At 73.2% G+C, this 20,327-nt stretch carries 16 protein-coding genes; 6 read left to right on the forward strand and 10 right to left on the reverse strand.

Annotation, left to right across the window (positions count from 1 at the left end; all coding sequences use genetic code 11):
- Positions 1-5 precede the first annotated feature (5 nt).
- The 5 genes from ACF1ED_RS04385 to ACF1ED_RS04405 all read right to left on the reverse strand — a co-directional run bounded on the left by ACF1ED_RS04385 (position 6) and on the right by ACF1ED_RS04405 (position 6,071).
- Positions 6-2,240 (reverse strand): HelD family protein, encoded by a 2,235-nt coding sequence (locus ACF1ED_RS04385; protein ID WP_391756901.1) that lies wholly within the window; start codon positions 2,238-2,240, stop codon positions 6-8.
- Between the two features lie 143 nt (positions 2,241-2,383).
- Entirely contained in the window at positions 2,384-3,262 is an 879-nt protein-coding gene (locus ACF1ED_RS04390; RefSeq protein ID WP_391756902.1) for an alpha/beta fold hydrolase, read from the reverse strand.
- A gap of 155 nt (positions 3,263-3,417) precedes the next feature.
- Complete coding sequence (locus ACF1ED_RS04395) at positions 3,418-3,753, reverse strand: thioredoxin family protein (RefSeq protein ID WP_391757490.1); 336 nt, start codon at positions 3,751-3,753, stop codon at positions 3,418-3,420.
- A gap of 74 nt (positions 3,754-3,827) precedes the next feature.
- Complete coding sequence (locus ACF1ED_RS04400; protein ID WP_391756903.1) at positions 3,828-4,250, reverse strand: MerR family transcriptional regulator; 423 nt, start codon at positions 4,248-4,250, stop codon at positions 3,828-3,830.
- Between the two features lie 432 nt (positions 4,251-4,682).
- Positions 4,683-6,071 carry a cation:dicarboxylate symporter family transporter gene (locus ACF1ED_RS04405; protein ID WP_391756904.1) on the reverse strand — a complete coding sequence of 463 codons (1,389 nt, stop codon included), beginning with the start codon at positions 6,069-6,071 and terminating at the stop codon, positions 4,683-4,685.
- 209 nt (positions 6,072-6,280) lie between these two features.
- Here ACF1ED_RS04405 and ACF1ED_RS04410 point away from each other — a divergent pair, with 209 nt between their 5' ends.
- The 3 genes from ACF1ED_RS04410 to ACF1ED_RS04420 all read left to right on the forward strand — a co-directional run bounded on the left by ACF1ED_RS04410 (position 6,281) and on the right by ACF1ED_RS04420 (position 9,512).
- A complete protein-coding gene (locus tag ACF1ED_RS04410) occupies positions 6,281-7,936 on the forward strand; it encodes an ATP-binding protein (RefSeq protein WP_391756905.1) in 1,656 nt (551 codons plus the stop codon).
- Positions 7,933-8,622, forward strand: a complete 690-nt coding sequence (locus tag ACF1ED_RS04415) for a response regulator (RefSeq protein WP_391756906.1) — start codon at positions 7,933-7,935, stop codon at positions 8,620-8,622. The genes ACF1ED_RS04410 and ACF1ED_RS04415 overlap by 4 nt, the downstream gene beginning before the upstream one ends.
- 281 nt (positions 8,623-8,903) lie before the next feature.
- Positions 8,904-9,512, forward strand: a complete 609-nt coding sequence (locus ACF1ED_RS04420) for a helix-turn-helix domain-containing protein (RefSeq protein ID WP_391757492.1) — start codon at positions 8,904-8,906, stop codon at positions 9,510-9,512.
- Between the two features lie 67 nt (positions 9,513-9,579).
- On the opposite strand, the gene ACF1ED_RS04425 is transcribed toward ACF1ED_RS04420, so the two are convergent.
- Positions 9,580-10,605 (reverse strand): 6-phosphofructokinase, encoded by a 1,026-nt coding sequence (locus ACF1ED_RS04425; protein ID WP_391756907.1) that lies wholly within the window; start codon positions 10,603-10,605, stop codon positions 9,580-9,582.
- Between the two features lie 331 nt (positions 10,606-10,936).
- On the opposite strand from ACF1ED_RS04425, the gene pta reads away from it, so the two are divergent.
- The 3 genes from pta (at position 10,937) to pyk (ending at position 15,782) form a co-directional block, all read left to right on the forward strand.
- Positions 10,937-13,030 carry a phosphate acetyltransferase gene (pta, locus tag ACF1ED_RS04430; protein WP_391756908.1) on the forward strand — a complete coding sequence of 698 codons (2,094 nt, stop codon included), beginning with the start codon at positions 10,937-10,939 and terminating at the stop codon, positions 13,028-13,030.
- Positions 13,027-14,277 carry an acetate kinase gene (locus tag ACF1ED_RS04435; RefSeq protein WP_391756909.1) on the forward strand — a complete coding sequence of 417 codons (1,251 nt, stop codon included), beginning with the start codon at positions 13,027-13,029 and terminating at the stop codon, positions 14,275-14,277. Before pta ends, ACF1ED_RS04435 begins: the two co-directional genes overlap by 4 nt.
- A 74-nt stretch (positions 14,278-14,351) precedes the next feature.
- The gene (gene pyk / locus ACF1ED_RS04440) at positions 14,352-15,782 is read left to right on the forward strand and encodes a pyruvate kinase (protein WP_391756910.1); all 1,431 of its coding nucleotides are present in this window, start codon (positions 14,352-14,354) and stop codon (positions 15,780-15,782) included.
- A gap of 93 nt (positions 15,783-15,875) precedes the next feature.
- Here the strand turns inward: pyk and ACF1ED_RS04445 are convergent, their stop codons facing one another.
- From ACF1ED_RS04445 to ACF1ED_RS04460, 4 genes are all read right to left on the reverse strand, one after another.
- Positions 15,876-17,261, reverse strand: a complete 1,386-nt coding sequence (locus tag ACF1ED_RS04445; protein WP_391756911.1) for a hypothetical protein — start codon at positions 17,259-17,261, stop codon at positions 15,876-15,878.
- On the reverse strand, positions 17,251-17,823 hold the full coding sequence (locus ACF1ED_RS04450; protein WP_391756912.1) for a DUF6114 domain-containing protein: 573 nt from the start codon (positions 17,821-17,823) through the stop codon (positions 17,251-17,253). The genes ACF1ED_RS04445 and ACF1ED_RS04450 overlap by 11 nt, the downstream gene beginning before the upstream one ends.
- A gap of 113 nt (positions 17,824-17,936) precedes the next feature.
- Positions 17,937-18,599: a DUF6230 family protein gene (locus ACF1ED_RS04455; protein WP_391756913.1), complete on the reverse strand. Its 663-nt coding sequence runs from the start codon at positions 18,597-18,599 to the stop codon at positions 17,937-17,939.
- 638 nt (positions 18,600-19,237) lie between these two features.
- On the reverse strand, positions 19,238-20,203 hold the full coding sequence (locus tag ACF1ED_RS04460) for a tetratricopeptide repeat protein (protein WP_391756914.1): 966 nt from the start codon (positions 20,201-20,203) through the stop codon (positions 19,238-19,240).
- Between the last annotated feature and the right edge of the window lie 124 nt (positions 20,204-20,327).

The following is a 20,327-nucleotide window of genomic DNA, read 5'->3' on the forward strand; positions in this document are numbered from 1 at the left end:
CGGGCTCAGGCCCGCCTGACGATCCCGAGCCGCTGGGTGGCCCGGGTCAGCGCCACGTACAGGTCGTTCGTGCCGTGCGGGGCGCCGGCCCGGATGCCGTCCGGGTCGACGACGAGGACGGTGTCGAACTCCAGGCCCTTCGCCTGCCGGGGGTCGAGGACGACGACCGGGCGGGTGAGGTCGGGCTGCTCGCCGTACGAGGCGTCGGGGAGGGCCGCGACCAGGGCGGGGAGCAGCTCCGCCGGGGCGATCACGGCGAGCCGGCCCTCGGCGCCGCGCTCGGCGGCGACGGCGTCGGCGGCCTCCTTCACCGGGTCCTCGGCGGTCCGGTCCCACGGCTCGACGCCGGTGGAGCGGACCGAGCCGGGCGGCTCGAAGGCGGGGTCGTCCTCCCGGCGCACGGCGGCGGCGACCGCCATGATCTCGGCGGGCGTGCGGTAGTTGACCCCGAGCTTCACGTGCTGCCAGCGGTCCTCCACGTACGGGGTGAGGATCCGCTCCCACGCGCCGACGCCGGCCGGGTCGCCGGTCTGCGCGGGGTCGCCGACCAGGGTCATGGAGCGGGTGGGGCTGCGGCGCATGAGCAGGCGCCACTGCATGGCGGACAGCTCCTGCGCCTCGTCGACGATGATGTGGCCGAAGGCCCAGGTGCGGTCGGCGGCGGCCCGCTCGGCGGCGGTGCGGTGGTCGGCCTCCTCCTGCCGCTCGGCGAAGCGCTCGGCGTCGATGATGTCGTGCGCGGACAGCACCTCGGAGGCGTCCTCGTCGAGCTCCTCCTTGTCCTCGAACTCGTAGGTGCGGGAGGCGAAGGAGACGTCGAGGACGCCCTGCGCGTACTGCACCTGGCGCTGCCGCTCGGCCTCCTGGGCGGCGCGGGCGGCGGAGTCGTCGTGGCCGAGGAGTTCGGCGGCCTCGTCGAGGAGCGGCACGTCGCCCGGGGTCCAGGGGCCGCCGTCGCGGCGGATCGCGGCGGCGTCCTCCTCGGGGAGGTGGGCGGGCTCGGCGAGGTAGCCGGCGAGGAAGGACTCGGGGGTGAGCTCGGGCCAGAGCTCGTCGATCGCCGCGTGCACGTCGGGGTTGGCGGCGATGCCCTTGGCGAGCAGGGCGATGTCGTCGGGGCCGAGGAAGTTGGGGCCGCCGTACGGGTCGGCGCCGATCCGGTCGGCGAGCTGCGCGGCGAGCGCGTCGAGGATCCGGAAGGCGAAGTAGGGGCGGGCGAGGTTGTGCGGGAGGGCGGTCTCGCGGGCCTTGTGGCGGGCCTCCAGGGCCATGTCCCAGTCGATGACGAGGTCGCCGTCCTCGTGCGGGACGACCAGCGGTTCGCCGCGCTCGGGGACCCGCTGCCGGTCGCGCACGGCCTCCGCCAGCGCGGCGGCCATCCGGACGTCGCCCTTCACGGCGGCGGCGCGGGCGGTGTCGGCGCCGGTGGCGCGGACGCCCGGGTACAGCTCGCCGGGGGTGGCGAGGAGGACGCCGGTCTCGCCGAGCGAGGGCAGGACGTTGCCGATGTAGCCGAGGAAGGCCGGGTTGGGGCCGACGATGAGGACGGCCCGCCTGGCCAGCTGCTCGCGGTGGGCGTAGAGGAGGTACGCGGCGCGGTGCAGGGCGACGGCGGTCTTGCCGGTGCCGGGGCCGCCCTCGACCACGAGGACGCCGTGGTGCGGGGAGCGGATGATGGCGTCCTGCTCGGCCTGGATGGTCTGCACGATGTCGTGCATCCGGCCGGTGCGGGCGGCGTCGAGCGCGGCGAGCAGCACCTCGTCGGCGTCCCGCCCCTCGTGCCCGGAGCGGCTGCGGTCGGCGAGGTCCAGGACCTCGTCGTGGAGCGAGACGACCTCGCGGCCCCGGGTGGTGATGTGCCGGCGGCGGGTGAGGCCCATCGGCTCGTGGCCGGTGGCCAGGTAGAAGGGGCGGGCGACCTCGGCGCGCCAGTCGACGACCAGCGGGGTCCGCTTCGGGTCGTCCTCGCGCAGGCCGATGCGCCCGATGTGGTGGTCGCGGCCGTCCCGGAAGACGAGCCGGCCGAAGCAGAGCCCGGTCTCGCCGGCGTTGAAAGCGGCGAGCAGCCCCGACTGCTCGGCGACCATGATGTCCCGCTCCAGGCGCGACTGCGCGCTCCCCGTCCCGGGGGCCCCGAGGGCCTCGCCGACGGCGGCCTCGGCCCGGTCCCTCAGGTCGTCGAGCCGCGCGTAGAGCGAGGTGATGAATTTCTGCTCGTCCCGAATTGGCTCGGTTGACAATTCGACTCCCAGCGCGATACAGTGCCTTTAGTGAAATGCTCCGTGAATTCGTCGAGCATAAGCTCAGAGCAAGCACACGGAATTCACCAATATAGGCGCCGCACCACCCCGACTGTCAATTCGGTCGGGGTTTTTTCGTGCCCTCAGGCCGTCGCGGTGTGACGCAGGATCTCCCTCGCGAGCGGGGCGTGGACCTCCGGCGGGAGGGCATGGCCCATGCCGGGGACGACGGCGAGCCGGGCGCCCGGGATCACCTGCGCGAGGTGCTCGGCGTGCGGGGGCGGGGTGACCGGTTCGGCCGGCGCGGAGATCACCAGGGTGGGCACCCGCGCGGCGGCCAGCTCCTCGGTGCGGAGCAGGCCGGAGGCGTCGGCGCGGGCGTGGGCGGTCGGGGACCGGTGGTGTCCGGTGTGGGCGACGATCCGGCGCTCCTGCGCCCGGAACCAGTCCGCGTCGAAGGGGAGCGCGTCGCCGGCGAGGGCCCGCCAGTGCGCGACCCGGTGGTCCAGCTCCGCCTCCAGGTCCCGGTCCTCCTCCGGGCGGCCCCAGAACTCCAGGAGGTGCGCGGCGGGGCCGGGCAGTTCCCCGGCCGGCACGGGGGTCCCGTCGGGGCGGACGTACGGCGCGGTGCTGAGCGCGGTCGTGCCGATGACGGTGGCGCTGAGCAGCCGGTCCGGGTGGTCGGCGACGAGCAGCTGGGTGAGCAGTCCGCCCAGCGACATGCCGACGACATGGGCCCGGTCGGCGCCGAACGCGTCCAGGACGGCGACCGCGTCCTCGGCGAGCCGGCCCAGGGGGTAGGGCTTCTCGTCGAAGGCCCAGGTGGAGCGGCCGGTGTCCCGGTGGTCGTACCGGATCACCCGGTGCCGGGCGGCGAGCGGCGCCACCAGCTCGTCCGGCCAGTTGAGCCCGGGGGCCAGCGCGCCCATGACCAGGAGCAGCGGGGGCCGGGAGGGGTCGCCGTGCTCCTCGGCCCAGAGCCGTACGCCGGGCTCCACGTCCACGTACCGTTCGCGCGCCATGCCGGTCTCCTCTCCACGGGGTCAACAAGACGAGACGTATCGTATCGCCAATCCCCCGGGAGAGGTCAAGCACCGGCCCCCCGACAGGGGCCGGTGGAGCGCCTGGGGGCACCCTCGGCCAGGCCCTTCCCGTGCCCCGTGCCCCGTGCCCCGGCTCAGTCCAGGACGTCGGCCAGCTCCTGGCGCAGGCGTCGCTTCGGGCGGGCGCCGACCAGCGACTTCACCGGCTCGCCGTCCTGGAAGACCATCAGGGTGGGGGTGGCCAGGACGCCGTAGCGGGCGGCGGTGGCGGGGTTGTGGTCCACGTCGATCTCGACCACCCGCAGCCGGCCCGCCTCCTCCGCCGCGAGCGCGGCGAGCACCGGCTTCAGCTGCCGGCAGGGGCCGCACCAGACGGCCGTGAACTGCACCAGTACCGGCGGTCCGGCCGCCAGGACGTCGGCCGCGAAGCCCGCGTCCGAGGTCTCGGTCACCGTGGCCGCCGGGGCCACTGGGGCCGCCGGGGTGGTCGTGGCCGCCGTGGCCGCCGGGGTGGTCGTGGTCCGTGTGTCGCTGTCCATCGCCGTCACTCCTCCGTGTCCGCTTTCGTCGCCGTCTCCGTGCCGAGTTCGCACCTCGGCGCGGGCCCCCGGGGCAGTTCCGCCTCGGCCCTCAGCAGCTGGACGGCCACCTGGTCGCGCACCTCCTGGAGCCGGCCGAGCAGCGCGTCCAGCTCGCCGAGCTTGCGGCGGTAGACGGCGACCGACGCGGGGCAGGAGTCCCCCGCCGGATGCCCGGCCCGCAGGCACTCGACGAACGGCCGGGTCTCCTCCAGCTCGAACCCGAAGTCCTGGAGGGTCCGGATCTCCCGGAGCAGCCGGAGGTCGCCCTCGTCGTAGACGCGGTGCCCCTGGTCCGTGCGCCGGGCGGGCAGGAGACCGCGCGACTCGTAGTACCGCAGAGTCCGCGTGGTCGTCCCGGCCCGCTCGGCCAGCTCTCCGATGCGCATGCCGACGAACGTACGCGTTGACGCCGACGTCAGGGCAAGGACGGCGTCACGAGACCGGGGCGGCGGCCCGCAGCGGCGGCGGCACCTCCGCCCCTCGTGCGCGAAGTGCGCCTCCGGCTCCGCCCGCAGCCGGTCGAACTCCGGGCGCGGGTCCCCGGGCTCCGTCCCGTCGACCCGGGCGAGCGGCTCCCGCGGCCCGTCCGGCACCCGCGGGACGGTGGCGTGCTCGGCGCTCAGCCGCTCGAAGGCCGTCCCTGCCGTTCTCTTGCCTCCGTGTCTCCGCCTTCGCGCGCGGACCGACACGCGGAGCCAGTGCCCCCCTTCTCGCCCGACCGCCCTTGACGGCGTCAAGGGCGGTTTGCGCGGGGCGAGTTCCTCCCGGTGCCCGGATCCGGCTCAAGGCCCGGGTCCCGGGAGGAGGTTCGGTGGGGGTCAGACGCCGGCGCGGGCGCGCTCCTCGCCCTGGTCGCGCTGGTCGGGTACGGCTTCGGGGCCGACGGCCGGAGAGGGGGCGGCGTGGTCGGCGTGGTCGGTGTGGTCGTCGACGAGCGTCTTCTCGTCGAAGGGGAACTTCCCCGCCAGGACCTCGGTCACCCGTGTCCGGTCGATCTCCTTCGTCCAGGTGCCGACGAGGACGGTGGCGACGGCGTTGCCCGCGAAGTTGGTGAGGGCGCGGGCCTCGCTCATGAAGCGGTCGATGCCGACGATCAGGCCGACGCCGTCGACCAGGTCGGGGCGGTGCGACTGGAGGCCGCCGGCGAGGGTGGCGAGGCCGGCGCCGGTGACTCCGGCGGCGCCCTTCGAGGCGATGATCATGAAGACGAGGAGGGAGATCTGCTCGCCGACCGAGAGCGGGTCGCCCATCGCCTCGGCGACGAAGAGCGAGGCCATCGTGAGGTAGATGGCGGTGCCGTCGAGGTTGAAGGAGTAGCCGGTGGGGACGGTGATGCCGACGACCGGCTTGGAGACGCCCAGGTGCTCCATCTTCGCGATGAGGCGGGGCAGCGCCGACTCGGAGGAGGAGGTCGAGAGGATCAGCAGGAACTCGCGGCCCAGGTACTTCAGGAGCGCCCAGATGTTGATCCCGGCGACCAGCCGGAGGAGCGTGCCGAGGACGACGAAGACGAAGAGCGCGCAGGTCAGGTAGAAGCCGATCATGATGACGGCGAGCGACTTCAGGGCGTCGAGGCCGGTCGCGCCGACGACGGCGGCGATCGCGCCGAAGGCGCCGACCGGGGCCGCCCACATGATCATGGAGAGGATGCGGAAGACCAGCCGCTGGATGTGCCCGATGCCGCGCAGCACCGGCTCGCCGGCCGCCCCCATGGCCTGGAGCGCGAAGCCCGCGAGGAGGGCGACGAGCAGGGTCTGGAGGACCTCGCCCTCCGTGAAGGCGGAGACGAGGGTGGTCGGGATGATCCCGAGCAGGAAGTCGGCGGTGCCCTCGCTCGCGCCCTCCGCCTGCTTGGCGCCGGCCTCGGCCAGCTCCTTGGTGAGGTGGAGGCCGGAACCGGGCTCCAGGAGGTTGCCGACGACGAGGCCGATCGCGAGTGCGACGGTCGACATCACCAGGAAGTAGCCGAGCGCGAGGCCGCCGACGGCGCCGACCTTGGCGGCCTTGCGGACCGATCCGACGCCCAGGACGATCGTGCAGAAGATGATCGGCGAGATCATCATCTTGATGAGGTTGACGAAGCCCGTGCCCAGCGGCTTCAGCTCGACGGCCACGCCCGGGGCGAGGAAACCGACGCCGATGCCGAGCAGGACGGCGCCGATCACGGCCAGATACAGATAGTGGGTGCGGTCCCGGCGTGCGGCCACGGGGTCCTCCTCGCGCTGATGGGGGTGTCCACGTCCCGGTGGACTCCGCGACTATCCATCAGCCTGTGACCGCGGTCACGGTTACGTGCGTTTCGTTCACGGCCGAAACGTCACGGGTCCGCCGGAGCGGCCGTGACCGCGGCCCGCGGGAGGGAACGATTCGGGAACGCGACGCACCGGAGCAAATCCCGCCGTGCACACTTGCTCGCATGCGCATCCCGCTCCTCCGCCCCCTCCCCCGGCCCCACAGCCTGGCCGGCCAGCTCTTCGCGATGCAGGTCGTGCTGATGGCCGCGGTCGTGGCGGGCTGCGCGGTCTTCGCGTACGTCACGGACCGGGCGCAGGCCGAGGAGACCGCGCGCCGGCAGTCCACGGCGACCGCGACGGCCGTCGCCGGCTCCCCGTCCGTGGTGGCCGCCGCCCGCTCGGCCGCGCCGTCCGCCGCGCTCCAGCCGTACGCGGAGGAGCTGCGCCGGCGGGCCGACGTGGCCTTCGTGGTGATCATGGCGCCGGACGGCACGCGGTGGACCCACCCGGAGCCCGACCGGATCGGCGACCACTACCTCGGCCACATCGAGCCGGCGCTGCGCGGCGAGACCTTCTCCGAGACCCACCTCGGGACCCTGGGCCCCTCGGTGCGGACGATCACGCCGGTCCTCGCCGACGGGCGGGTGGTCGCGCTGGTCTCCGCCGGCATCACCATCGAGCGGATCAGCGCGCAGGTACGGGAGGCGGTGACCGCGCTGCTCGGGATGGCGGGCGCGGCGCTGGCGCTCGGCGGCGCCGGCACCTACGTGATCAACGCCCGGCTGCGGCGGCACACCCACGGGATGAACGCCGCCGAGCTGAGCCGGATGCACGACTACCACGAGGCGGCGCTGCACGCCGTGCGGGAGGGCCTGGTGATGCTCGACGGGCGGCGCAGGATCGCGCTCATCAACGACGGGGCGCGCGAACTGCTCGGCCTGGACGAGGGGGTGGTCGGCCGGCCCGCCGCCGAACTCGGGCTGCCGGCGGCGCTGACCGGAGCGCTGCTCTCCTCGGAACCCCGGGTGGACGAGACGCACCTGACCGACGACCGGGTCCTGGTGGTCAACACCCGTCCGGTGGTGGGCGGGGAGCGGCGCGGCACCGTGGTGACGCTCCGGGACCGCACCGAACTCCAGTCATTGTCAGGGGAGTTGGATTCGCAGCGCGGTTTCACGGAGGCGCTGCGCTCGCAGGCCCACGAGGCGGCCAACCGGCTGCACACGGTGGTGTCGCTCATCGAACTCGGGCGGGTGGCCGAGGCGGTGGAGTTCGCCACGGCCGAGCTGGAGCTGGCGCAGGCGCTCACCGACCGGGTGGTGGACGCGGTCGGCGAGCCGGTCCTCGCGGCGCTGTTGCTCGGGAAGGCGGCGCAGGCCAACGAGCGGGGCGTGGAGCTGACCCTCACCGAGGACAGCCGGATCGACGACGGGCTGCTCCCGCCGGCCCTGGAGCCCCGGGACCTCGTCACGGTCCTGGGCAATCTCGTCGACAACGCGGTGGAGGCGGTCGGCGGCACCCCGCAGGCGCGGGTGACCGTCACGGTCGCGGCCCGCGCGGGCGACGGCGAGCTGCTGCTCCGGGTGGACGACAGCGGGCCCGGCGTCCGCCCCGCCGACCGGGAGGCGGTCCTCGGCCGCGGCTGGTCCACCCGGGGCCCGGGCCGCGGCCTGGGCCTGGCCCTGGTCCGCCAGGCCGTCACCCGCGCCGCCGGCACCCTCACCCTGGCCGAGAGCCCGGAGGGCGGCGCCCGCTTCACGGTCCGGGTGCCGCTGCCGCGCCGGGCGGGCACCGCCGACGGGGACCGCGAGCGGGAGCGGACGGGGGGCGCGGCGTGAGCGGGGCGCAGGAGATCCGGGTGCTGGTGGTCGAGGACGATCCCGTCGCCGCCGACGCGCACGCGCTGTACGCGGGGCGGGTGGAGGGCTTCCGGGTGGTGGGGGTGGCGCACTCGCGGGCGGCGGCGGTACGGCTGCTCGACCGGGTGCCGGTGGACCTGATCCTGCTCGACCTCTACCTGCCGGACGGGCACGGGCTCGCGCTGCTGCGGGCGCTGCGGGCCGCCGGGCACGGGGCGGACGTCATCGCGGTGACCTCGGCGCGCGACCTGGCGGTGGTGCGCGAGGGGGTGTCGCTCGGGGTCGTGCAGTACGTCCTCAAGCCCTTCGCCTTCGCCACGCTGCGGGACCGGCTGGTGCGGTACGCGGAGTTCCGGGGCGCGGCCGGGGAGGCGTCCGGGCAGGACGAGGTGGACCGGGCGCTCGCCGCGCTGCGCGCCCCGCACCCGGCGACCCTGCCGAAGGGGCTGAGCGGCCCGACGCTGGAGGCGGTCACCCGCACCCTGCGCGAGGCGCCGGCGGGGCTGACCGCCGCGGAGGCGGGCGCGGCGGTGGGCATCTCGCGGATCACCGCCCGCCGCTATCTGGAGCACCTGGTCACGGAGGGCCGCGCGGTCCGGGCCCCGCAGTACGGCCAGATCGGCCGCCCGGAGCTCCAGTACCGCTGGCGCGAGAGCCCCCGCTGACCCCGGGGCCACCTCCGGAGCGGAGCCCGTACGCCCTCCGGCACTCCCCGGGGCGGAGCCCGTACGCCCTCCGGCTCCTCCGGCGCGGAGCCCCTCACCGCTCACCGTTCACCGGACGTCACGCCCCGATTACCGGCCGGTTCCCACCTTCCTACATGCTGTGGCCTCAGATGAACGCACCGTAGCGAAAACCGGCCACACGCGCCTACCGTGGTGGGGTGCACCAACCCTCTCCTCCCTTCGACGCCCCGGCCGCGCGCCGCCTGCGCCAGGGGCTCGGCATGGCGCCGGGTCACGTCGCGTACGGCCTCCGGGCCCAGTACGGCCTCCCCGTGGCCCCCGACACCGTCGCCGCCTGGGAGCGCGGCACCCTCGCGCCGAGCGAGCAGGAGCTGACCGCCCTCGCGGGCGTCCTGTGGTGCTCGCCGGCCGATCTGATCGCCGTCGCCTCCACGCTGCGGGAGCACCGGGTGGCGCGGGGCCTGTCCGTGGAGGAGCTGGCCCGGCGGGTCGGCGTCGCGGCGCACGCGTACGCCCGGATGGAGGACGCGGGCACCTGGAAGGGCACCGAGCGGCAGACGGCCGCGCTCGCCGAGGTCCTGGGGCTCGGCCCGCGGGCCCTGATCACCGCGACCGGCGGCGACGAGCGGCTCGCGGAGCTGCTGCGGGACGCGGCGACGACCCGCTGGCAGGCGTACGTGAAACCGGCCGTGCGGATGCTGCCGCTGCCCAAGCGGGTGGTGGAGCCGGCGCTGGCGCGGCTGCACGCGGAGTACCACGCCCGCATGGCGGCGACGTCCAGCTGGGGCGCCTCGGGGGCGACGGGCGACGAGGGCCGGGCGTACCTGGAGTCGGTCAACGACCACTTCTGGGCGGCCGTCGGGCACTAGGGACCGGAAAAGCGAGGACGGAGGGCCCGCCGTGCGGGACCTCCGTCCTTCCCGTGGGGGGGGAGGGTCAGAAGACCGACTCCGCCTCGCGGATCCGGTCCGCCGGCACCGTCTTGAGCCGGGTGACGGCCTCGGCGAGCGGGACCATCTTCACGTCGGTGCCGCGCAGCGCCGTCATGTTGCCGAACTCGCCGCGGTGCACGGCCTCCACCGCGTGCCAGCCGAAGCGGGTGGCGAGGACGCGGTCGTACGGCGTCGGGGTGCCGCCGCGCTGCACGTGGCCGAGGATGACCGGGCGGGCCTCCTTGCCGAGGCGACGCTCCAGCTCGTAGGCGAGGGCGGTGCCGATGCCCTGGAAGCGCTCGTGGCCGAACTGGTCGATCTCGCCCTTGCCGTAGTCCATCGTGCCCTCGGCGGGGTGGGCGCCCTCGGCGACGCAGATGACGGCGAACTTCTTGCCGCGGGCGAAGCGCTCCTCGACCATCTTGACCAGGTCGGCCGGGTCGAAGGGGCGCTCGGGCAGGCAGATGCCGTGGGCGCCGCCGGCCATGCCGGACTCCAGCGCGATCCAGCCGGCGTGGCGGCCCATCACCTCGACGACCATGACCCGCTGGTGCGACTCGGCGGTGGTCTTGAGCCGGTCCATCGCCTCGGTGGCGACGCCGACGGCGGTGTCGAAGCCGAAGGTGCGGTCCGTGGAGGAGATGTCGTTGTCGATGGTCTTGGGGACGCCGACCACGGGCACGCCCGCCTCGGACAGCATCCGGGCGGCGGTCAGCGTGCCCTCGCCGCCGATCGGGACGAGCGCGTCGAAGCCGCTCTTCTCGACGAGCTCCTTGGCGTTGTCGCAGGCCGCGGCGAAGCGGTCGCGCTCCAGGCGGGAGGAGCCGAGGATGGTGCCGCCGCGGGCGAGGATGCCGCTGACGGCGTTGAGGTCCAGGGGGCGGTAGCGGCCGTCGAGGAGCCCGGCGTAGCCGTCCTCGAAGCCGATGACCTCGTCCCCGTAGTGGGTCACGGCCCGGTGCACGACCGACCGGATCACTGCGTTCAGGCCGGGGCAGTCGCCGCCTGCGGTGAGAACTCCGATGCGCATCGTGCTGTGTCTCCTGCTCGGTCGCGGTCCGTTTGAGCCGTTCCGATTCTCACACGCCCGATGCGTCCGGGCCGCTCGCCGCCGCTCCGCGCGTGCCGGGAGCGGGCCCGGCCGGGGGTCTTTCGCCCCCCGGGGAAGGGCCTTCGTACGGCGGGCGACCTACCCAGGTGCGGGGGTATTGTCAAGGGGGTAATGCCACCCTGTCGGTGCCTTTTGCGTGCCGGGGGTTGACGCAGGGCGAGGGCCGGGCCGAGGACGGGCCGGGCCCTCGCGCAGGACGGCCCTTCCACGGGACGGGCCCCTTCCGCAGGACTGGACAGGAGACCGCGGCGTGACGCGCAGTGTGTACGTGACCGGGATCGACCGCGGGGACGGCCGTCAGGTCGTCGAGCTGGGAGTCATGGAGCTCCTCACCCGGCAGGTGGACCGGGTGGGGGTGTTCCGGCCACTGGTGCACGACGGCCCCGACCGCCTCTTCGACCTGCTGCGCACCCGCTACCGGCTCGCGCAGGACCCCTCGACGGTCTACGGCATGGACTACCACGAGGCCTCCGCGCTCCAGGCCGAGCAGGGCACCGACGAACTCCTCTCCCGGCTGGTCGACCGCTTCCACGCGGTCGCCCGCGACTACGAGGTCGTCCTCGTCCTCGGCACCGACTTCGCCGGCACCCAGGTCCCCGACGAGCTGGCGCTCAACGCCCGCCTGGCCAACGAGTTCGGCGCCTCCGTCATCCCGGTCGTCGGCGGCAAGGGCCAGACCGCCGAGTCCGTGCGAGCCGAGGCGCGCAACGCCTTCCGGGCCTACGACGGCCTCGGCTGCGACGTCCTCGCGATGGTCGTCAACCGAGTGGCGGGCGAGGACCGCGAGGCCATCGCCGAGCGGCTGACCGCCCGGCTCCCCGTCCCCTGCTACGTCCTCCCCGACGAGCCGGCGCTCGCCGCGCCGACGGTCGCCCAGATCACCCACGCGCTCGGCGCGAGCGTCGTCCTCGGCGACGACGCCGGGCTCGCCCGCGACGCCCTGGACTTCGTCTTCGGCGGCGCGATGCTGCCGAACTTCCTCAACGCCCTGACCCCCGGCTGCCTGGTCGTCACCCCCGGAGACCGGGCCGACCTGGTCATCGGCGCGCTCGCCGCCCACTCGGCCGGTACTCCCCCGATCGCGGGCGTCCTGCTCACCCTGGACGAGCGGCCCACCGACGAGATCCTCACCCTGGCCGCCCGGCTCGCGCCCGGCACCCCGGTGATCTCCGTCGCCGGCAACAGCTTCCCCACCGCCGCCGAACTCTTCGCCCTGGAGGGCAAGCTGAACGCGGCCACCCCCCGCAAGGCGGAGACCGCGCTCGGCCTCTTCGAGCGGCACGTGGACACCGCCGACCTGCTGGGGCGGATCTCGGTGGCGCCCAGCGGCCGGGTCACCCCGATGATGTTCGAGCACGAGCTGCTCGAACAGGCCCGCGCCGACCGGCGCCGGGTGGTGCTCCCCGAGGGCGGCGAGGAGCGGGTGCTGCGCGCCGCCGACGTGCTGATCCGCCGGGACGTCTGCGACCTCACCCTGCTCGGCGACGTCGAGGCCATCCGCAAGAAGGCCGCCGACCTCAGCGTCGACCTGCGCGACACCCAGCTGATCGACCCGCAGACCTCCGAGCTGCGGAACGCCTTCGCCGAGAAGTACGCGGCGCTGCGCGCCCACAAGGGCGTCACCGTGGAGCTCGCCCACGACGTGGTCGCGGACGTGAACTACTTCGGCACCCTGATGGTCCAGGAGGGCCTGGCCGACGGCATGGTCTCCGGCTCCGTGCACTCCACGGCCGCGACCATCCGCCCCGCCTTCGAGATCATCAAGACCAAGCCGGACGCCTCGATCGTCTCCTCGGTCTTCTTCATGTGCCTCGCCGACAAGGTGCTCGTCTACGGCGACTGCGCGGTCAACCCGGACCCGGACGCCGAGCAGCTCGCGGACATCGCCGTGCAGTCGGCGGCCACCGCCGCCCGCTTCGGCGTCGAGCCGCGGATCGCGATGCTCTCGTACTCGACGGGCACCTCCGGCTCGGGCGCCGACGTCGACAAGGTGCGCGAGGCGACCAAGCTGGTCCGCGAGGCCCACCCGGAGCTGCGGATCGAGGGCCCCATCCAGTACGACGCCGCCGTGGAGCCCTCCGTGGCCGCCACCAAGCTGCCGGACTCGGAGGTCGCCGGCCAGGCGACCGTGCTGATCTTCCCGGACCTCAACACCGGCAACAACACCTACAAGGCGGTCCAGCGCTCGGCCGGCGCCGTCGCCGTCGGCCCCGTCCTCCAGGGGCTGCGCAAGCCGGTCAACGACCTCTCGCGCGGCGCGCTGGTCAGCGACATCGTCAACACCGTCGCCATCACGGCGATCCAGGCCCAGGCCCCCGCCCCGACCGAGGAGCTCCCCGCATGACCGGCACCCCCACCCGCGTCCTCGTCCTCAACTCCGGCTCCTCGTCGGTGAAGTACCAGCTCCTCGACATGGGCGACGGCAGCCGGCTGGCCCAGGGGCTCGTCGAGCGGATCGGCGAGGACACCTCCCGGCTCGCCCACACCCCGCTCCGGGGCGGTGACGGCGCGAAGCGCGAGCGGACCGGTCCGATCCCCGACCACGCGGCGGCCCTCAAGGCGGTCGCCGAGGAGCTGGCGGCCGACGGGCTCGGCCTGGACTCCCCCGAACTGGCCGCGATCGGCCACCGGGTGGTGCACGGCGGGCTGCGCTTCACCGAGCCGACCGTCATCGACGAGGAGGTGCTCGCCGAGATCGAGCGCCTCGTGCCGGTGGCGCCGCTGCACAACCCGGCGAACCTGCTCGGCATCCGCACGGCCATGGCGATGCGCCCCGACCTGCCGCAGGTCGCCGTCTTCGACACCGCCTTCCACACCACGATGCCGGAGGCGGCGGCACGGTACGCGATCGACGTGGAGACCGCCGACGCGCACCGGATCCGCCGCTACGGCTTCCACGGCACCTCCCACGCGTATGTCTCCCGGGAGACGGCGAAGCTGCTCGGCAAGGAGCCCGAGGAGGTGAACGTGATCGTGCTCCACCTCGGCAACGGCGCCTCCGCCTCGGCGGTCCGCGGCGGCCGCTGCGTGGACACCTCCATGGGCCTCACCCCGCTGGAGGGCCTGGTCATGGGCACCCGCTCGGGCGACATCGACCCCGCCGTCACCTTCCACCTCAAGCGGGTGGCGGGCATGTCCGCCGACGAGATCGACGTCCTGCTCAACAAGAGGTCCGGTCTCGTCGGCCTCTGCGGCGACAACGACATGCGCGAGATCCGGCGCCGGATCGACGAGGGCGACGAGCGGGCCGCGCTCGCCTTCGACGTCTACATCCACCGCCTGAAGAAGTACATCGGCGCCTACTACGCGGTCCTCGGCCGGGTGGACGCGGTCGTCTTCACCGCCGGCGTCGGCGAGAACGCGGCCCCCGTACGGGAGGCGGCGATCGCCGGCCTGGAGGAACTGGGCCTCGCGGTGGACACCGGTCTCAACGCCGTACGGTCCGACGGACCGCGGGTGATCTCGCCCGCGTACGCGCGGGTCACGGTGGCCGTGGTGCCCACCGACGAGGAGCTGGAGATCGCCCGCCAGACCTTCGAACTGACGGGTGGAAACGCGGCAGGAAAAGTTACTCGGACGACAAACGCCTGAGCGGGCCCGCGCCCATTTGTACTTTCCGCCAGCCGGAATATTCCGCAGTGAAACAAACCGATAGGATCCGCCTCATGCGCCGTTCCAAAATCGTCTGCACGCTGGGCCCCGCCGTCGACTCGTACGAGCAGCTGAAGGCTCTCATCGAGGCCGGTATGAACGTGGCCCGTTTCAACATGAGCCACGGGACCCAGGCAGAGCACCAGGAGCGGTACGACCGTCTCCGCAAGGCCGCCGCCGACACCGGCCGCGCCGTCGGTGTGCTGGCCGACCTCCAGGGCCCCAAGATCCGTCTGGAGACCTTCGCCGAGGGCCCGGTCGAGCTGGTCCGCGGGGACGAGTTCACCATCACCACCGAGGACGTCCCCGGCGACAAGTCCATCTGCGGCACCACCTACAAGGGCCTCCCGGGCGACGTCTCCAAGGGCGACCAGGTCCTCATCAACGACGGCAACGTCGAACTCCGGGTCGTCGAGGTCGAGGGCCCCCGGGTCAAGACCGTCGTCATCGAGGGCGGCGTGATCTCCGACCACAAGGGCATCAACCTGCCCGGCGCGGCGGTCAACGTCCCGGCCCTCTCCGAGAAGGACGTCGAGGACCTCCGCTTCGCCCTCCGGATGGGCTGCGACATGGTCGCCCTCTCCTTCGTCCGCGACGCCAACGACGTCAAGGACGTCCACAAGGTGATGGACGAGGAGGGCCGCCGGGTCCCGGTCATCGCCAAGGTCGAGAAGCCGCAGGCCGTCGAGAACATGGAAGGCGTCGTCGCCGCCTTCGACGCCGTCATGGTCGCCCGCGGCGACCTCGCCGTCGAGTACCCGCTGGAGCGGGTCCCGATGGTGCAGAAGCGCCTCGTCGAGATGTGCCGCCGCAACGCCAAGCCCGTCATCGTCGCCACCCAGATGATGGAGTCGATGATCACCAACTCCCGTCCGACCCGCGCCGAGGCGAGCGACGTCGCCAACGCGATCCTGGACGGCGCGGACGCGGTCATGCTCTCCGCCGAGTCCTCGGTCGGCGCCTACCCGATCGAGACCGTCAAGACGATGTCGAAGATCGTCGTGGCGGCCGAGGAGGAACTGCTCGCCAAGGGCCTCCAGCCCCTGGTCCCGGGCAAGAAGCCGCGCACCCAGGGCGGCTCCGTCGCCCGCGCGGCCTGCGAGATCGCCGACTTCCTCGGCGGCAAGGCGCTGATCGCCTTCACCCAGTCCGGCGACACGGCCCGCCGCCTCTCGCGCTACCGGACCCAGCAGCCGATCCTCGCCTTCACGACGGACGCGAACACCCGCAACCAGCTCACCCTGAGCTGGGGCGTCGAGTCCTTCCTGGTCCCCTTCGTCGACAACACCGACGCCATGGTCGACCTCGTCGACGCCGAGCTGCTCAAGCTCCAGCGCTACAACGAGGGCGACACCATGGTCATCACCGCCGGCTCGCCCCCCGGCGTCCCCGGCACCACCAACATGGTCCGCGTCCACCACCTGGGCGGCGGCGAGCGCGACTGACGTCGCACCGCCCGCACGGCACCATGACGAAGCCCCCGCCCGGAGGACCGGACGGGGGCTTCGCCGTGTGCGGCTCCCGGAGTGGTACGGGGATCAGATCGGCTCGATGGTGTTGCGCAGGTCCTCGATCCTGAGGGTTCCGCCGAACTGGCCGGCCTGCTTCAGCTTCACGTTGCTGAAGAAGACGGCCGGGATGTCCACCGGGGGCGGCGACTCGGGGGCGAAGGTGATCGGGATGATGCCGAGGAGGTTGCCCTTCAGCTCCTCCGTGTACATCGTCACCGTGCCGCCGGTGATGGTTGACGTCGAACCGTGCTTGGAGCGGACGTGGCCCTCGTGCCCCTCGGAGTGCTCGGTGATCTGGTGCAGGTCCTTGATGCCGACGTAGGTCGCGGTGAACTTCAGGACCTTCTTGACCTGGCCGCCGTAGGTCTTCACCTCGACGATGCCGTGGTACTTCAGGCCGCTGAGCGTGAGCAGCGAACTCTCCAGGCGCCAGGGCGCGTCCGGCAGCAGCGGGATGCCCTGCTCGACCTCGGCGGCGGCGAGCGCCGCGTCGTCGCGCTCGGGGCACGGGAAGCGGGGCTTGGCGCCCTCGGGTATGTCGGTGTCCGGCTTGGCGTCCAGGCCCTGGGCGCTCTCGGGCAGTTCCTCGGCCTTGACGCCGGCCTTCTCCGCGGCCGCCTTGATGGCGGCCTTGGTCTTCGCGGCCTCGGTCTCCCCGGCCTTCGTGTCCGCCGGGTCTGTCTTCGCGGCGGGCGTCTCGGTGGCCGTCGGCGCCTTCGTGGCGGCGGGGTCGTCGGCCGTGGCCGCCTTCTGCTGCGGGGCGGCCGTCGTCGCCGACGGGGCCGGCGTCGCGGTGGTGGACGGGCTCGCGGTGGCCGACGGGGCGGCCGTGGGCTCCTGCTTCGGGGCGAGCCCGTCGAAGAAGTCCTCGATGGCGTCGCCGACGCCCAGCGGATCGAGCGGGTTGACCGACTCGGTGGGCGTGGGGGTGGGCGTGGACGCGGCCTTCTCCGCCGTGCCGGCGGTGTCGGCCAGGGCCTGCGCGCCGCCCCGGGACGCCTCGGTGGCGCCGGTGGCCGTCGCGGACGGGCTCGCCGTCGCGGTGGGCGTGGCGGTCGCGGTGGGCGTGGCGGTCGCGGACGGGGTCGGCTCGGCCGGCTCGGTGGTGGCCGTCGCCGTCGGCTCCGGCTTCGCGGTCTCGGTGGCCTTCGCCGTGGGCGTGGCCGTCGTCTCCTCCGCCACCGGCTCGTCGGAGCGGGTCACACAGGGGCCGGGCGCGAAGGGCAGGTCCTTCTCGTCGGCGAGCGCGGGGCTGGGCGCGAGGCCCATGCCCATGAGCACCGCGGTCGGCATGGCGGCGAACGCCATGGCCTTGCCCGCCGGGCCCTGGATCCTGTTCAGCAGCGTCTTGCGAGGGGCCGCATGGCGCGGCCCGCTCCTGCCGAGGCCCTGCTGGGTCTCGTCACCCCGCACTGTTCCTCCCGCCCTTGGCGTCGATCGTCGTGTCGGCCACCGGTCCGTACGCCTCGCGCTGCTCGGGGACTCCGGCCGCGAGGACGGCCCGGGTCTCGGCCTCGGAGTCGTACGCGGCCCCCTCGGAGGCCTCCGGCTCGCCGTCGTGCTCCGCGTCACCGGTCTCCTCGACCGGCGGGGCGGGTGCCCAGGCCGCGGACATGCCGCCGCCGATGAGGGCGAACAAGAACCCGATGACGAGACCGCCGAAGTTCGACACGGGGATGGAGACCAGGCCGAGCACGATCGTCGCGACGCCCGCGAAGACCCGGACGATGGGCTGGAACCACATCGTGAGGCCGAGCGTGAAGAGCAGGACGCCGATGATCAGCGCACCGGCTCCGGCGGTCGTGGCCATGGCCAGGGTCATGTTGCCGAGCCGCACGTCCCCGTAGGGGAGGTAGGCGATCGGCATGCTGGCGAGGATGGTGAACAGTCCCGCCCAGAAGGGCCGGGTCTGCCGCCAGACCTTGAACCGGTTCTCCTTGCGGACTTCGGGGGAGGCAGGGGTCTCGGCGCTCATGGAAACAGCTCCCTGGAAGCGGTGTTGCTGAGAAGGGTGAAGAGACCGGGGACGGGCCCCGGTGCGGGTGCGGGCCGCTGCGGCGACCCGCACCCCAAGGACCGGCTGGGGTCCTAGAAGCACTCCGCCTCAGTGCCCATGTGCAGGGAGAGGTTGAGGTCGGGGAGCTTGAAGGTGCCGGCCGTGGTGGCCCACGCCTTCTGCTTGACGTTGGACAGCGTGGCCACGTCGGCGCGCTGGCCGAAGCCGTTCGGGTTGGCCTCGGTGTTGGGCTGGATGCCCTGGCCGCCCTCGGTCTTCGGGAGCGAGCCGGCCGCGACGCCGATGTCGATGTTCTTGAAGTCGGCGTCGGCCTCGAGGTACGAGACGTCGAGGTAGAGGTCCTTCGCCTGGACCTTGTCCTCGTCCTTGCCGGTCTTCGCGGCGGCCTCGCCGGCCTTCAGGCGGAGGGTGATGGGACCGAGACCCGGAACCGGGGTCACGACCGACTGACACATGTTGGTGATCTTGGCCGTGTCGAAGCCGGAGACCGCGACCGGAGCCGCCAGCGGCTTGCCGTCAAGGGTCTTGCCCTTGGCGATGCTGCCGTACTGGACGAACTCGGTGCCCTCCAGCTTGTCGGTGCGGACCTTGAACTCCTGGCCGGAGATCGCGAACGACGCTGCGAGCGCGCCCTGCGCCAGACCGACACCGATCGCGGCCGTGGCCGCCAGGCTCGGGACCATGACGACGGCGAACCGCTTCCATCTGGTCCCGCCACGAACCTGGGACTTCATGAGAATCCTCCTTCTCGGACGTACATCTCCAGAAGGGGCCCGGGGCCCGTCCTGGGATGGGAGAAGAGCTACGTCCTCGGGAAGGAGAGCGCCGAAGCGTCAGGAGGCGCGAAGCGCGTCCGAATCACCGGCGATCACCCCCGAGCGACAACCATGTGCCGCGCGTGCGCACGGCCCGGTGGACAGGTCCTGCCCGGTGGGAGCAGGAACCCCCCTGTCCGATGGCCGGCCGCCAGGGGCGCCGGCCCGCCCGGTGGGGACCCTCGCCGCGCTCCCCGGTGGTTGGCGGGGCGTGCGGTTCGGACCGAGCGTGGCCGATCGTGGTCCATTCCGGGCGCCCGCACAAGGGGTTCATTACTCGCTAGTAACGGATGCGTGACCGGGCCATGGCGCGATGCCGCCGCCCGGGTACGCAGGGTGGAGGCTCGTGGTGCGGAAAATACGCTTATGGGAGAAGAAACCCGGACAGAACCACGGGTTCGATTTACTGCAAGTAACAGCGGCCGCGATTATCAAGATTTGGTAAAGCGCGGCCGCCGTTTGTCACCGTGTCGCCAAATCGCCAGGCGATCCGGCGCAATTCCCTGCCCTGAGCAGGCGCTTAGCCCAGGGCCGGGAATTCGGGGCTCAGAAGGGACTCAGAACAGGACCCGCGCCAGCGCCTGACGGCCCGCGATCACCCGCGGGTCCTCCGGGCCGATCACCTCGAACAGCTCCAGGAGCCGCAGCCGCGCCGCGTCCCGGTCGTCGCCGAAGGTCCGGCGCACGGTCTCGACGAGCCGCCCGAAGGCGTCCTGCACGTGACCGCCCACCAGGTCCAGGTCGGCGGCGGCGATCTGCGCGGCGACGTCCGACGGGTTGTCCGCCGCGTTCTTCCGCACCGTCTGCGGGTCCAGGCCCTGCACCCGGCTCAGCAACTCGGCCTGGGCCAGGCCCAGCTTGGCCTCGGGGTGCGCGGGGTCGTCGGCGAGGACGTTCTTGTACGCCTGCACCGCGCCGGCCAGGTCGCCCGCGTCGAGCGCGGACATGGCCGCCTCCAGGAGGGCGTCATAGGGGCCGGCGACCGGGCGGGCGGGCTCGGAGCCGTCCGCGTCCCGGTCCACGGCGAGGCCGGTGAGACCGAAGCGCTCCTCGCCGACCTGGATCAGCTGGTCGAGGGTCTCGCGGATCTGCGCCTCGGGCACCGCACCCTGGAAGAGGGGCAGGGCCTGGCCGGCGACGACCGCGAAGACGGCCGGAATTCCCTGGATGCCGAACTGCTGCATCAGCATCTGGTTGGCGTCGACGTCGATCTTCGCGAGCAGGAAACGGCCGTCGTACTCCACGGCCAGCCGCTCCAGGAGCGGGCCGAGCTGCTTGCAGGGCTCGCACCACTCGGCCCAGAAGTCGAGGACGACCGGGACCTCGGCGGAACGCTGGAGCACATCGCGCTCGAAGCCCGCCTCGTCGACGTCGATCACCAGGGCCGAAGGCGGCACCGCCGCGGTCCCGCCGTGGCGGGCGGCCTCGGCGCGCGCCTGCTCCGCCTTCGCCTTGGCCTCTCCGGCCGCCTTCACCGCGGCGAGGTCGACGACGCCGCTCATGGACATGTTTCGGGGCTGCATGAGTACATCCTCCCCCTTCCGCGCGCGGATCCGGTAAGTCATGGCTGAACAGCGCCCTCCGCCGAGGGCACTCTCCGCTCGCCGGGTCCCCACCCGGCGTCCTGCATGGTTGTCGCTGGGGCCG

It is taken from the genome of Streptomyces sp. NPDC014656, assembly GCF_043084305.1.
GTDB lineage: Bacteria > Actinomycetota > Actinomycetes > Streptomycetales > Streptomycetaceae > Streptomyces.